At 70.5% G+C, this 13,255-nt stretch carries 12 protein-coding genes; 3 read left to right on the forward strand and 9 right to left on the reverse strand.

Translation table 11 applies throughout. From position 1 onward, the window contains the following. Window positions 1–14: 14 nt before the first annotated feature. From ACFXJ8_RS08250 to ACFXJ8_RS08280, 7 genes are all read right to left on the reverse strand, one after another. Complete coding sequence (locus tag ACFXJ8_RS08250; RefSeq protein ID WP_379643136.1) at window positions 15–836, reverse strand: siderophore-interacting protein; 822 nt, start codon at window positions 834–836, stop codon at window positions 15–17. 71 nt (window positions 837–907) lie between these two features. Further along, a complete protein-coding gene (locus ACFXJ8_RS08255; protein WP_379643137.1) occupies window positions 908–2,668 on the reverse strand; it encodes an ABC transporter substrate-binding protein in 1,761 nt (586 codons plus the stop codon). A 10-nt stretch (window positions 2,669–2,678) separates the two neighbouring features. Beyond that, a complete protein-coding gene (locus tag ACFXJ8_RS08260) occupies window positions 2,679–2,954 on the reverse strand; it encodes a DUF2160 domain-containing protein (RefSeq protein ID WP_379643138.1) in 276 nt (91 codons plus the stop codon). Between the two features lie 2 nt (window positions 2,955–2,956). Then, a complete protein-coding gene (locus tag ACFXJ8_RS08265) occupies window positions 2,957–3,709 on the reverse strand; it encodes a carbohydrate ABC transporter permease (protein WP_379643273.1) in 753 nt (250 codons plus the stop codon). 59 nt (window positions 3,710–3,768) lie between these two features. After that, window positions 3,769–4,662, reverse strand: a complete 894-nt coding sequence (locus ACFXJ8_RS08270; RefSeq protein WP_379643139.1) for a carbohydrate ABC transporter permease — start codon at window positions 4,660–4,662, stop codon at window positions 3,769–3,771. Next, complete coding sequence (locus tag ACFXJ8_RS08275; RefSeq protein WP_379643140.1) at window positions 4,659–5,753, reverse strand: ABC transporter ATP-binding protein; 1,095 nt, start codon at window positions 5,751–5,753, stop codon at window positions 4,659–4,661. Before ACFXJ8_RS08275 ends, ACFXJ8_RS08270 begins: the two co-directional genes overlap by 4 nt. Beyond that, window positions 5,746–6,810 carry an ABC transporter ATP-binding protein gene (locus tag ACFXJ8_RS08280; protein WP_379643141.1) on the reverse strand — a complete coding sequence of 355 codons (1,065 nt, stop codon included), beginning with the start codon at window positions 6,808–6,810 and terminating at the stop codon, window positions 5,746–5,748. Before ACFXJ8_RS08280 ends, ACFXJ8_RS08275 begins: the two co-directional genes overlap by 8 nt. Window positions 6,811–7,284: 474 nt before the next feature. Between ACFXJ8_RS08280 and ACFXJ8_RS08285 the strand changes: the two genes are divergently transcribed. Further along, entirely contained in the window at window positions 7,285–8,538 is a 1,254-nt protein-coding gene (locus ACFXJ8_RS08285; protein WP_379643142.1) for a DUF6493 family protein, read from the forward strand. Window positions 8,539–8,652: 114 nt separating this feature from the next. Here ACFXJ8_RS08285 and ACFXJ8_RS08290 read toward each other — a convergent pair whose 3' ends face one another. Both ACFXJ8_RS08290 and ACFXJ8_RS08295 read right to left on the reverse strand, forming a co-directional pair. Then, window positions 8,653–9,462, reverse strand: a complete 810-nt coding sequence (locus tag ACFXJ8_RS08290; protein WP_379643143.1) for an SAM-dependent methyltransferase — start codon at window positions 9,460–9,462, stop codon at window positions 8,653–8,655. Between the two features lie 94 nt (window positions 9,463–9,556). Further along, window positions 9,557–10,399 carry an NAD-dependent protein deacetylase gene (locus ACFXJ8_RS08295; protein ID WP_379643274.1) on the reverse strand — a complete coding sequence of 281 codons (843 nt, stop codon included), beginning with the start codon at window positions 10,397–10,399 and terminating at the stop codon, window positions 9,557–9,559. A 167-nt stretch (window positions 10,400–10,566) separates the two neighbouring features. On the opposite strand from ACFXJ8_RS08295, the gene ACFXJ8_RS08300 reads away from it, so the two are divergent. Together ACFXJ8_RS08300 and ACFXJ8_RS08305 are read left to right on the forward strand one after the other, a co-directional pair. Next, window positions 10,567–11,571: a zinc-binding alcohol dehydrogenase family protein gene (locus tag ACFXJ8_RS08300; protein WP_379643144.1), complete on the forward strand. Its 1,005-nt coding sequence runs from the start codon at window positions 10,567–10,569 to the stop codon at window positions 11,569–11,571. A gap of 285 nt (window positions 11,572–11,856) precedes the next feature. Next, entirely contained in the window at window positions 11,857–13,254 is a 1,398-nt protein-coding gene (locus ACFXJ8_RS08305) for a hypothetical protein (protein ID WP_379643145.1), read from the forward strand. Window position 13,255 lies beyond the last annotated feature (1 nt).

Here is a 13,255-nt window from a genome sequence, read left to right on the forward strand (position 1 = left end):
AGATGCGACTAGCCTCAGACTTGTTCGGTGGCGTCGGCCAGGTCCTCGGCGGTGGGCGGCGCGTCCTGGGACAGCGCCCGGCGCCAGTACCCGACGAACACGATCGAGGACTTCGGCACCCCTCGGTCGTTGACGAAGTGCCTGCGCAGCGCCCGCACCGCCCCGGCCTCCCCCGCCAGCCACACGTACGGCTCGCCCGCGGGCGGCGCGAACTGCTCGACCGCCCGCAGGAGCAGGTCGCCAGGCCCGCGGTGCACCCAGGTGAGGTCGAGGTCGGCCTTGGTCTCCAGCAGTTGCTCCTCCTGAGGCCCGGCCACCTCGACGAAGACCCGCGCGTACATGCCGTCGGGCAGCGTCTCCAGGACGGCCGCGATCGCCGGCAGCGCGCTCTCGTCACCGGCCAGCAGCATCCAGTCGTAGGAGGCGGGCGTCCTGACGTGGCTGACCGAGGGACCCACCATGGCGATCCGCTGCCCCGGCACGGCGCCCGCCGCCCACGCCGAGGCGGGGCCCGCGTCGTCGTGCAGCACGAAGTCGATGTCGAGCTCGGCGGGCTCGTCGCGGTGGGCGCGGATCGTGTAGGTGCGCATGGCGGGCCTGATCGCGTCGTCCATGGCCAGGTAGGCGGCGTACCACGTGGTGATGTCGCGGTCCTCGGGCATCGGCGGGATGACGGGGACGTCGTGACCTGGCGGTGGCAGGAAGATCTTCACCTGCTGGTCGGGCGACACCGAGCGGAACCCGGCCAGGTTCGGCGCGGTGAAGGTGACCCTCCGCATGTGCGGGGTGAGGTCGATCGCCCTGACCACCGTCAGGTCGTAGTGCTGGACGTCCATCGCCATCCTTTACTTAGGCTTGCCTTACCTAACACCTTCACACAAAGGTGTCGGGTGGGCAACTCGGCGACTCAGTCAGCGTCCTTCCACTGGGCCAGCAGCTTGTCGTAGTCGAGCGTCTCCGGCTTGCCCCGCTCGTCGGCGAGCCTCGGCGCGGGCGCGCCGGGCTGGTCGAGCCAGTATTGGGCGTCCCTTTCCTGGTTCAGCTTGGGCGCGCAGGCACCGCCGTACCCCCGCCGCTCCAGCCGGGAGAGGATCTCGTCCTGCTGCTTGGCCAGGTTGTCCATCGACTGCTGGGCGGTCGTCTCGCCGGTGACGGCGGTGGCCACGTTCTGCCACCACAGTTGGGCGAGCCTCGGGTAGTCGGGCACGTTGGTGCCCGTCGGCGTCCACTGCTTGCGGGCGGGCGAGCGGTAGAACTCGATCAGCCCGCCGTACTTGGCGGCGTTGTCGGTGAAGTAGTCGCTCCTGATGTCGGAGTCGCGGATGAAGGTGAGGCCGGTGATGGACTTCTTCAGCGACACCGTCTTCGAGGTGACGAACTGGGCGTACAGCCATGCCGCCGCCCGCCGCTCCTGGGGCGTGTTCTTCAGCAGGGTCCACGCTCCGGCGTCCTGGTAGCCCAGCTTGTTGCCGTCCTTCCAGTACGCGCCGTGCGGGCTGGGCGCCATCCGCCACTTCGGCGTGCCGTCGGCGTTGACGACCGGCAGCCCCGGCTTGGTCATGTCGGCGGTGAACGCGGTGTACCAGAAGACCTGCTGCGCGACGGCGCCCTGCGCGGGAACGGGCCCCGACTCGCTGAAGTTCATGCCCGCCGCCTCCTTCGGCGCGTACTTCTTCAGCCAGTCCACGTACTTCGTCAGCGCGTAGACGGCCGCCGGGCCGTTGGTGTCGCCGCCGCGGGTCACCGACGAGCCGACGGGCCTGCAGTTCTCCACCCTGATGCCCCAGTCGTCCACCGGCAGGCCGTTGGGGATGCCGGGGTCGCCGTTGCCCGCCATGGACAGCCACGAGTCGGTGAAGCGCCAGCCGAGCGACGGGTCCTTCCTGCCGTAGTCCATGTGGCCGTAGACCTTCTTGCCGTCGATCGTGCCGTCGCCGTTCACCTTGTTGGTGAAGAAGTCGGCGATGTCCTCGTAGGCGGCCCAGTTGACCGGGACGCCGAGGTCGTAGCCGTAGGCGTCCTTGAACTGCTTCCTGATCTTCTCGTCGGTGAACCAGTCGTAGCGGAACCAGTAGAGGTTGGCGAACTGCTGGTCGGGCAACTGGTAGAGCCTCTTGTCCGGGCCGGTGGTGAAGCTCGTGCCGATGAAGTCCTGCAGGTCGAGCGTGGGCGAGGTGACGGCTTTGCCCTCTCCCGCCATGTAGTCCGACAGCGGGAAGACGTAGTCGCCGCGCGAGTGGGTGCCGATGAGGTCGGAGTCGTTGACGTAGGCGTCGTAGATGTTCTGGTCACCCTGGATCTGGGTCTGGAGCTTCTCGACGACGTCGCCCTCCTGGATCAGGTCGTGCTTGAGCCTGATCCCGGTGATCTCGCTGAAGGCCTTGGCGAGGGTCCTCGACTCGTACTCGTGGGTGGTGATCGTCTCGGAGACCACGTTGATCTCCATTCCCCGGTACGGCGCGGCCGCCTTGACGAACCAGTCCATCTCCGCCAATTGCCGATCACGGGAGAGCGTGCTGGGGGTGAACTCCTGGCTGACCCAGCGGCGAGCCGCCGCCCTGCCGTCCTCCTCCCTGAAGTCGCTCGCGCCCCCACCTCCCCCGCCGGTGCTGCACCCTGCCACCAGCAGGATGAGTACGGCGCCCACCCGGTTGAGCGTTGACGACATCGTCCCTCCTTCAACCCCAGATGCCGATGACCAGCGCCACCAGCAGCGCGCAGCCCAGCGCGAGCCACATGGACAGGTCGGTGACGGCGATCCACCCGGCCAGCACGACGGCCGCGGCGATCAGCCCGATGTACAGCCGGTCGCCCCTGTCGGTCTCGATACGCAGGAAGCCGCGGCGCGCCACGGGCGGCGAGAGCCTGGCCCACACCGCCATCCCGCACAGCAGCAGGCCGAGCCCGGCGAACACCAGGGCAGTGGGCGGGGTCCACACCATCCACTCGAGCACGGTCAGACCCTCCCCATGGAGAAGCCCTTGGCGATGTAGTTCCTGACGAACCAGATGACGATCGCCCCCGGGATGATCGTCAGCACGCCCGCCGCCGCCAGCAGCCCCCAGTCGACGCCCGCCGCGCTCACCGTCCGCGTCATCGTCGCGGCGATCGGCTTGGCGTCGACCGAGGTGATGGTCCTGGCGATGAGCAGTTCGACCCAGCTGAACATGAAGCAGAAGAAGGCGGTGACCCCGATCGCCGAGCGGATCATCGGTAGGAAGATCCGGATGAAGAAACGCGGCAGCGAATAGCCGTCGATGGCCGCCGTCTCGTCGATCTCGCGCGGAATCCCCGACATGAACCCTTCGAGGATCCACACCGCCAGCGGCACGTTGAAGAGCATGTGCGCGATGGCCACGCCGAGATGCGTGTCGAACAGCCCGACGCTCTGGTAGATCTGGAAGAACGGCAGCAGGAAGACGGCAGGCGGCGCCATTCTGTTCGTCAGCAGCCAGAAGAACAGGTGTTTGTCCCCGGCGAACCTGAACCGCGAGAAGGCGTACGCCGCGGGCAGCGCCACGATCAGCGACATGACCGCGTTCATCGAGGTGTAGAGGATCGAGTTGAGATAACTCGAGTACCACACCGCGTCGGTGAAGAACGTCTCGTAGTTCTCCAGCGTCACCCGCTGCGGAATGAGCGAGAAACTGCCGAGGATGTCCTCGTTGGGCCTGATGGACATGCCGAACATCCACAGCAGCGGCAGCATCAGCGTGGCGGCGTACAGCCAGAACACCGTGCGCGCCCACGGCAGCCTCAGCTGCGGCCTCATCTGCCGCTCCTTGTCAGCACGGTGAAGAAGACGTACGAGATGATCTGGACGATGAGGAAGTAGAGCAGCGAGAACGCGCCCGCGGGGCCGAGGTCGAACTGCCCGACGGCGATCTTCGACAGCAGGATGCTGAGGAAGGAGGTGGCGTTGCCAGGACCGCCGCCTGTCACCACGAACGGCTCGGTGTAGATCATGAAGCTGTCCATGAAGCGCAGCAGGATCGCGATGGTCAGCACACCGCGCAGGCGCGGCAGCTGGATGTGGCGGAAGGTCGCCCACGCCGAGGCGGCGTCGATCTGCGCGGCCTGGAAGTACGGGTCGGGGATGGAGCGCAGGCCCGCGTAGGCCAGCAGCGCGACCAGCGGGGTCCAGTGCCAGACGTCCATGACCAGGACGGTGATCCAGGCGTCGGTGGAGTCGAGGGTGTAGTTGAAGCCGATCCCGAGGACGTTGTTGATCGCCCAGCCGCCCAGCCCGATGTCGCCGCGGGCGAAGATCTGCCAGATGGTGCCCACCACGTTCCACGGGATGAGCAGCGGCAGCGCGACGACGACCAGGGCGACCGATACCCAGAAGCCGCGCCGCGGCATGCACACCGCGATCGCCACGCCGAGCGGGATCTCCACCAGCAGCACCTGGGCGGAGAACAGCAGGGTCCGCACGAAGGCGGCCCTGACCTCGGGGTCGCGGGAGACGGACCTGAACCAGTCGAGGCCCACGAAGATCCGGTCGGTGGGGGTGAAGATGTCCTGCACGGAGAAGTTGACCACGGTCATCAGCGGGATCACCGCGGTGAACGCGACCGACACCACGACGGGCAGCACGAGGAACCAGGCGCGGTTGTTCTTCGGCTTGAGGTCGGCCTGCCTGCCCTGGTCCTGCTCGCTCACGCTTCCCGCCCTTCTTCCGGCGGCGCGATCGACCCGCACCTGACCTCGTCCCTGAACAGGAACGCCGCGTCGGGGGCGAACTGGAAGAACTGGACAGAGCCCGGGGGCAGCGCCGGGCCCGCGTCGACCTTGGCGACCAGGTCGTGGCCGCCTGCCTCGGCGTGGACCAGGTGGTAGGCGCCCATGCGGTCCACCCCGGTGATCCGCGCCTTCAGGCCCGGCGGGTCGGGGGTGGCGGTGATCCGTACGAACTCCGGTCTGACGCCGACGCGCACGGGACCCGCGGGCAGCTCGCCCACGGCCCTGCCGACCACCGCCTCGCCCACCCGCACCAGGCCGTCGGCGATCTCGGCCGGCAGCACGTTCATGCCCGGCGAGCCGATGAAATGGCCGACGAACTCGTGCGCGGGCGACAGAAACAGCTCGGCGGGCGTGCCCGACTGGACGATCTGCCCGTCCTTGAGCACCACCACCTCGTCGGCGAAGGTGAGCGCCTCGGTCTGGTCGTGGGTGACGTAGACGAGCGTGTGCCCCGTGTCGCGGTGGATCTCCTTCAGCTTGCTGCGCAGCGTCCACTTCAGGGCGGGGTCGATCACGGTGAGCGGCTCGTCGAGCAGCACGGCCGCGACCTCGGAGCGGACCAGCCCCCGGCCGAGGCTGACGATCTGCTGGCGGCCCGCATCCAGCCTGCGCGACCTGCGGCCGAGCTGGTCGTCGAGGCCGAGCAGCCGCGACACGGTGCGCACCCGCCGGTCGACCTCCGCCTTCGGGTACCTGCGGTTGCGCAGCGGGAAGGCGAGGTTGTCGTAGACGGACATCTCCTCGTACAGGACGGGGAACTGGAAGACCTGCGCGATGTTACGGCCGGCGGTCGGCACCGAGGTCACCTCGCGCTCGCCGAACCAGATCCGCCCGACCGTCGGGGAGAGCAGGCCGGAGATGATGTTCAGCAGCGTGGTCTTGCCGCAGCCGCTCGGCCCGAGCAGGGCATAAGCCCTGCCGTCCCGCCAGGTCCAGGTCAGCGGCTTGAGCGCCCACGTCCGGCCGCCGTCGTAGCTGTGCCCGACGCCTTCGAGGCGGATGTCAGCCATGCGGATCGACCCCCGTCGTCGAGCCTGCCGTCAGGCGGGCGCCCGCCTCGTCGAAGACCAGGACGTGGGCGGGGTCGACGTAGGCGGTCGCCGGCTCGCCGGGAGTGACCGGGCGCGTCCCCTTCACCTGGGCGACCAGGTGCCTGTCACCCCGCAGCAGCAGGTGCAGGAACGTGGCGCTGCCCGTCACCTCGGCGAGCCTGATCTCCGCGGGGAAGGCGAGCGCGCCTACCACCGCGCTGTCGATGCTCACCTGGTGGGGGCGTACGCCGAGGACGACGTGCCGGCCGGTGGCGTACTCCCGCGGGGCGGGAACGGAGGCGCCCATGCACTCGATCCGGCCGTCGCGCACGATCCCCGGCAGCAGGTTCAGCGGCGGGTCGCTGAGCGCGGCGGCGACGGCCAGCGTCGGCGGCCTGTCGTACATGTCGGCCGCGTCGCCGACGTGCTGGACCCTTCCCTCGCCGAGCACCACGGTCGGCGCGGCGAAGCCGAGCGCCTCGGCGGGGTCGGCGGTGGAGTAGACGACCACGCTCGGCGATCCCGCGAACCTGCGCCTGAGGTCGCCCCTGAGCTGCTCCCGCAGCTTGTAGTCGAGGTTGGCCAGCGGCTCGTCGAGCAGCAGCACGTCGACCGGCCGCGCCAGCGCCCTGGCGATGGCGGTGCGCTGCTGCTGACCGCCCGAAAGCTCCGCCGGTCGGCGGTCGAGCAGGTCGCCGAGGCCCATGAGCTCGGCGACCTCGCGCACCCGGCGATCGACGTCCTTGTTTGGAAAGGCGGAATCGAGCCGGAGCGGCGAGGCGATGTTCTCGTGGACCGTCAGCGACGGATAGTTAATGAATTGCTGGTAGACGAAGGCCACCGAGCGCTTTCGCACCGAAATGGCGGACACGTCTTTTCCCTTGACAATGACCCGGCCCGTGGTAAGGGGTTGCAGACCGGCCATGACCCGCATCAGCGTCGACTTGCCCGCGCCCAGCGGCCCGAGCAGGACCGTCAATCCGCTGGATAATTCCAGGTCAATGCCGTCGAGCCAGATCTCGTCACGTCGTCGCACACCGACACCGTCAAGAACCAGCGCCATTCTGCCCGGTCCTCTCTCCCGGTTTACCACGGTGACGCTCTTCCATCTAACATGACGAGTCAGTGGATGCCTAGAGTAAATGTCTGCTACGAATTCGGCGGTCATCGGAGCCGGAATCTTCACGGTTTCTGCACACCGGAGTTCTACGGCGCGGCGCCTTCCCTCCGTGATCCCGCTGTGTGGATCCTCGCCGCGCGTCCCGCCTTCGACGAGGTGGTCGAGTTCGCGAACAGCGGGCGGCTGCCGGACCTGACTGGGCGCGCAACCGCCGGGCCACCTGTGCTTCGTCTCGACCCTTGGGACCAGTGGCGCTCGGCATCCCCGACGACGCCGTCGGCTACGCCCACTTCGCGGCCGAGCCAGGCGGCGGACCCCACGACGGGTACTTCCCCCGCGCCGGACGGCTGCTGAGGATTCTGTCGGAGGTGATCTCTATGGTTCCCAGCCATGACGCAGGACACGGCACCCCTCCCGACTGTGTGGCACGAGATCCGCGACCTCATCGACGCGGGTGACCCGGACGCGCTCGGGCGACGGCTGCTCGCTCTCGACGACGGCGAGCGCAGGCTGGTCGCCGGGGAGTTGCGCGGCCACATCGCGGTCATGCGGGCGCGCACCGAGGCCAGGGAGCACGCCCGCTGGACGGACGACGACTGGGACGAGGTGCGCCAACCGTGGGAGAAGTGGCCCGGCCTGGTACGGCTGGCCGGGGCGGGCACGCTCAGCGCCGTCTCGGCGGTGGCCTCCTGGGTGACCAGGCGCGACCTGACCCACACCACTGGCGACCTCGCACCCCTCCTGCACGTGCTGAGCGCCAGGCCCGCCGCGTGGCAGGCGGCGCTGGCCGTACGGCTGGCCGCCAGGCTGAGAGGTCCTCGTGATCCGGGCGTGCCGCTCGCGCTGGCGCTGCTGCGGAGCATGGGAGCTCCACCGCCCGAACACGATCCGCTGGTCGTGGCGTGGGTGTCGGCGGGGTGGAGGCCGCGTCCCGATCCGCTGACGGACGCGCTGCTGCCGAGGATGTTCGAGGCCGAGGGCGTCGGCCGGGTGTTGCGGCACGAGCGCATCGAGCCGCTCTCGCCGTGGCTGCGCAGGCTGCGCGAACTGGGCGACAGGCAGCTGCTGCTCGACGGGTGCGTGCGCCGCTTCCTGCGCGGCGGCAGCGCCCAGGACCTGCGCTTCTTCGTCCGCCTGCACGAACTGCTCGCCCCTTCGGAGGCGGAGGTGGGCGAGCGGCGGCGCGACTACCTGCGGCTGCTGCCGTCCGCGCCCGGCCCGGTCGCCGAGCTCGCGCTGCGCCACCTGCGGCGGCTCGGGGGGCACGAGAGCGCCGACGTGGCGGAGGCGGTCGAGGCGCTGGTGTTCAGGGCCGAGATCACGCTCGCGCGCACCGGCCTGACCTGGCTGGAGCAAAGCGTACGGCAGGCCGTCGTCCACGCCGACGAGATCGCCCCGGCGCTCGCCTCCGCCTTCCACCACGCCTCCTACGAGGTGCAGGGCCGCGCCGCCCAGCTCGCGCTCAAGAACGCCGGGCGGTTCGGCCCGCCGGGCGCCGAGCGGATCAGGGCGGCGCTCCCGGCACTGCCTGTCGCGCTGGGTCAGCGCCTGGCCGGACGGTTCGGCGGGCAGACATCCGAGGCGCTCACCCCGCCGCGGCCGTTCCCCCCGTCTTCGGGTCCGCGGCGGCCCGCCGATCGCTGACCCGCGCCTCCGGGACCGCGGCGGCCTGCCGATCGCTGACCCGCGCCTCCGGGACCGCGGCGGCCTGCCGGTCGCTGGACCGGCCGACGTTGGGCGCGGGGTCGCCTCGCGGCGTTACGGGATTCGGGCCACGCCGCCGAGCAGGCCAGGCTTGGTGAAGTCGGGCTCGACGTCGGGCCACTCGGGGCGCCACGCGTCGATCGGCACCACACCGGGCTCGAGCACGTCGAGGCCGTCGAAGTAGGCGCTGATCTGCTCGGTCGTGCGCGGCGTGAGCGAGCCCGCGGTCGCCGCCCGGTAGACCGTCCTGCCGGTGCTGATCGTCTCGCTCGTCAGGTCGCCGGCGTAACTGTGCGACACGGCCAGGTGGCTGCCGACGGCCAGCGGGGCGCACAGCCGCCGGACGATGTCGGCCGACTCCTGGTGGTCGGGGACGAAGTGGAGGATGGCGAACAGCAGCACGGCCACCGGCCGGCCGAAGTCGATGTGGGCGCCGACCTCGGGATGGTCGAGGATCGAGGCGGTGTCGCGCAGGTCGGCGCCCACCACGATCGTCTGCGGGGTCTCGGCGAGCAGCGCCCTGGCGTGCACGAGCACGATCGGGTCGTTGTCGACGTAGACGATCCTGGAGTCGGGCGCGGCCTCCAGAGCGACCTCGTGGACGTTCTGCCTGGTGGGCAGGCCGGTGCCGATGTCGATGAACTGGCGCACGCCGGCCGCGGCCAGCATGCGCACGACCCTGATCAGGAAGTCGCGATTGTCGCGGGCGATCTGCGAGATGTTGGGCACGAGCTGGGTGATCTTCTCAGCGGCTTCCCTGTCGGAGGGGAAGTTGTCCTTGCCGCCGAGGTAGTAGTCGTACATGCGCGCCACGCTCGGCGTGTTGGGGTCGATGACCGTCGGCACCTGCTCGTCGCGCTCCACACCCTCGCCCTTCCTCGGTTTCAGAGGATCGTATGGCAGCGCGACCCACCGTAGATCGTCTTCCCGGATATTTCCTGATTTCAGGTCATCGGCATTATGGGCGGAGCTCGTCCAGCAGGGCGGTGAGCGTCGGACCGAGCGGGGCGTCGACCGCCACAGCGGCGTCGTCGTCGCCCCTCGTCGGGCCCTGGTTGATGATCGCGACGGGGATGGCGTGCTCGACCGCCCGCCGTACGAACCGATATCCGGACATCACGGTCAGCGAGGAGCCGAGCACCAGCAGCAGGTCGGCGCCCTCGGTCAGCTCGAAGCAGTTCGCGACGCGGGGGCGCGGCACGTTCTCGCCGAAGAACACCACGTCAGGCTTGAGCACGCCGTCGCAGGCGGCGCAGTCGACGATCGTGAAGGTGTCGACGTGGTCGTCGGCGAGCACCGCGTCGCCGTCGGGGTTGATCGTGCCCGCCGCGGCCGCCCAGCCGGGGTTGGCGGCGCTCAGCCGCTGGTGGAGCCGCTCGCGAGGGGTGCGCTCGCCGCACGACAGGCATCGCACGCGGTGGAGGCTGCCGTGCAGCTCAACCACCCGCTCGGCGCCCGCGGCCTGGTGCAGGCCGTCGACGTTCTGCGTGATGACGTCGGTGACCAGCCCGCGCGCCTGCAGCGCGGCGACGGCGTGATGACCGGCGTTGGACGTGGCGTGGGCGATGTGCCGCCAGCCCACGTGGCTGCGGGCCCAGTAGCGGCGGCGGGCCGCGGCGCTGCCGACGAACGTCTGATAGGTCATCGGCTCGGCCCTGCGCATCCGCCCGGTCTCGCCGCGGTAGTCGGGGATACCCGACTCCGTGGACAGTCCCGCTCCGCTCAGGACCACGACGCCGCCCAGACCGACGAACTCGACCAGCCTGTCGAAGGACCGCGTGCCCGGCCCGCTCCCTACCATCTGCGTCACGTCTCCATAGTGCCCGACGCCTACTGGCGGTCCGCGACCCCCGGGACCACGAAGGCGGGTGCCGCGGACCCGATCCCCGGGGGCTCGTCCACCTCCTCGACCAGCGCCGACGAAGCCGACCCGAGCTCCCATGTGACGATGAGGAAATGGGAGGCACGATGACGGCCTGGGTGGTGCGACGTCCGGGCCCCATGGCGACAGGTCCGCTCGAGAAGGTGCGCCTGCCCGTGCCCGAGCCCGCCGAGGGCGAGGTGCTCATCAGGGTCGAGGTGTGCGCCGTCTGCCGTACCGACCTGCACCTGGCCGAGGGCGACCTGACCCCCCGCAGGCCCGCTACGGTCCCCGGGCACGAGGTGGTGGGGCGGGTCGTGGACCGCGGCCCGGGCGCCGGCCTGCTCGCGAACGGCACGCGCGTGGGCGTCGCGTGGCTGCGCGCCACCTGCGGCAGGTGCCGCTACTGCCTGCGCGGCGCCGAGAACCTGTGCCCCCACTCGCGCTACACCGGCTGGGACGCCGACGGAGGATACGCCGAATACCTGGTCGCCCCGCAGGACTTCGTCTATGAGCTGCCCGACGACCAGCCCGCCGACAAGCTGGCCCCGCTGCTGTGCGCCGGCATCATCGGCTACCGGGCGCTGCTGCGCGCCGACCTGCCGCAGGGCGGGCGGCTGGGCGTGTACGGCTTCGGCGCCTCCGCCCACCTCACCACCCAGGTCGCCCTCGCCCAGGGGGCCACGGTGCACGTGATGACCCGCGCCGACTCCGCGCGGCGGCTGGCTCTCGACCTCGGCGCCGCCTCGGCGCGTCCGGCCTACGACGCTCCTCCCGAGCCGCTGGACGCCGCCATCCTGTTCGCCCCGGCCGGCGACCTCGTACCCGTGGTGCTGGCCGCGCTCGACCGCGGCGGCACCCTGGCGGTGGCCGGGATCCACCTCACCGACATCCCTCCGCTGGTCTACCAGGACCACCTGTTCCAGGAGCGCACGCTGCGCAGCGTCACCGCCAACACCCGCGCGGACGGCCGCGCCCTGCTGGCGTTCGCCCGTCGCCACCCGTTGCGCGTCACCACCGCGTCGTACGGGCTGGACGAGGCCGACCGAGCCCTGTCCGACCTGGCCGCCGACCGCGTGACCGGCGCCGCCGTCCTCCACATCGGCGACTGAGCATCGCCGCCCGCCGCCCGCCGCCCGCCGCCCGCCGCCGCCAGGGGCGCGGGATTCGCCGGGCCCGAGGCGCGGAGATCGCCGACCCGGAAGGCGACGCCGTAGGCTGGCGGCCATGGTCGGCAGTTGGACGGACACGGACGTCAAACCGGTACTTCCGCCCGGCCCACGCCGACGAGCCGAGGTGGACGCCCCGCTGGAACAGGACTGGCGGACGCTGGCGAGCAACCGCGCCGTCGCCACCCATCCTGCCCACGGCTCTCCCGATGGGCCCGAGCGTCGCTGATGATCGGAGGAGGGACGGCGACGGCCGCGCTGGGCGCTCTGCTGGACCGATCGCTGGCGCAGATCGCGGCGGCCGCCCAAGACGCGAGGTCCTTCGACCGGCAGACCATCCACACGGTGGCCGACATCTGGGACAACAACACCTTCCCGCTGTTCCACGCCGCCGCTGCCCGCACACCGTGGGGCCGTGAGCGGCGAGCGCGGGCGGCGCTGAGATGGATGGCCGCTCTGGGGGCGGAGCGACGGTCCTGGATGATCGAGCAGGCCGCGCTCGCCGGACACAACCTGGAGCCGCTGCTCCCTCACCTCTCGGAGAGTCCCTTCCACGGCCGCAGCGCTCGGGGAAAGGTCCTGCCTCGATCGATGCTCCTCACGGCCGGCACGGCTGCCGAGATCGCCACCGACTACGACATGACAGGCGCAGAGGTCCTCACCTTGCTCCTCGAACGCGAGGGCTCGCGACTGACCGGCACCCTCACCGTGGCCGTGCCGCGCCGTTACGAGACAGGCAGGAGAGAGGAGGAGCCCGCCAAGCTGCACATCTGGCTGACGGACATCACCGAGATCCAGGTCGACTCTCGCGACGCACCCGGAATCACCCTCGCCACCGACGCGAACAGCTTGGCGATCGGTATCGGCACCCACGGGACCCTCCGGGCGGCAGGCGCCGAAGTCCTGCCCCGCGACTGGGCCTGGCACCTTTCGACCGCCGGCCGCGCCGCGGACGCCCGAACACCGCCCGCCGACCATGATCCCGCCTCTCCACCCCCGAGAATGAGGCCGCTGGAGGGCGCCTCCTTACTCGCCGCCAGACTCCTGCACGGCGCGATGACGGAGATCCGCATGACCCGCTTCGTCGCCCGGGCCGACCAGGCCATGGTGCGGGCCCTCAGCCGAGCCTTCGCAGGCGCGGGCACCGCCGTCGTGGCCGCTCGCCGCGAAGCCGCGTACCACCGCCTGATCGAGACCTGGATGGAGCGCGGCGGCCCCACCCTGGTGCCCTGGTTCACGCGGAGCCTGCGGGGCATCCTCGACGATCGACACTTTCACGAGAGGACACACGCCAGGATCGCGGCATTCGCGGCGTCGTCGCCACTCCCCACGCCCACTCCGAACCCGATCTCCGAACTGCCTCCTCGGGCCGAACTCCGGCTGGCCCGTTACACCGCCGCACACACCGAGAACGGCACCGAGCGCGCCGCCTCCGCCGTCGTCCACCTGGCGGTGCCGTCCCTCCATGAAGGCATCCCCTGGCGCCTCCAGGTCCTGGAGTTCAACAGCCCAGCCCGGTTCCAGATCCACACCGCCGCCTTCCGCGGTCCCTGCCGCCCGCGGACGGTCGACGCGAGCCGCTCTCTCACTCTGGACGACGAGGCCCTCGTCGTGTCCGCGGACTGAC

The organism is Nonomuraea sp. NPDC059194 (assembly GCF_042754765.1).
In the GTDB taxonomy this organism is placed as follows: domain Bacteria; phylum Actinomycetota; class Actinomycetes; order Streptosporangiales; family Streptosporangiaceae; genus Nonomuraea.

What these genes read in the sequence shown, in the direction of transcription:
- ACFXJ8_RS08265 (WP_379643273.1), bottom strand. Translation starts at nt 3,709, where the DNA reads ATGCTGCCGCTGCTGTGGATGTTCGGCATGTCCATCAGGCCCAACGAG.
- ACFXJ8_RS08285 (WP_379643142.1), top strand. Translation starts at nt 7,285, where the DNA reads ATGACGCAGGACACGGCACCCCTCCCGACTGTGTGGCACGAGATCCGC.
- ACFXJ8_RS08295 (WP_379643274.1), bottom strand. Translation starts at nt 10,399, where the DNA reads ATGGTAGGGAGCGGGCCGGGCACGCGGTCCTTCGACAGGCTGGTCGAG.
- ACFXJ8_RS08275 (WP_379643140.1), bottom strand. Translation starts at nt 5,753, where the DNA reads ATGGCTGACATCCGCCTCGAAGGCGTCGGGCACAGCTACGACGGCGGC.
- ACFXJ8_RS08300 (WP_379643144.1), top strand. Translation starts at nt 10,567, where the DNA reads ATGACGGCCTGGGTGGTGCGACGTCCGGGCCCCATGGCGACAGGTCCG.
- ACFXJ8_RS08255 (WP_379643137.1), bottom strand. Translation starts at nt 2,668, where the DNA reads ATGTCGTCAACGCTCAACCGGGTGGGCGCCGTACTCATCCTGCTGGTG.
- ACFXJ8_RS08250 (WP_379643136.1), bottom strand. Translation starts at nt 836, where the DNA reads ATGGACGTCCAGCACTACGACCTGACGGTGGTCAGGGCGATCGACCTC.
- ACFXJ8_RS08305 (WP_379643145.1), top strand. Translation starts at nt 11,857, where the DNA reads ATGATCGGAGGAGGGACGGCGACGGCCGCGCTGGGCGCTCTGCTGGAC.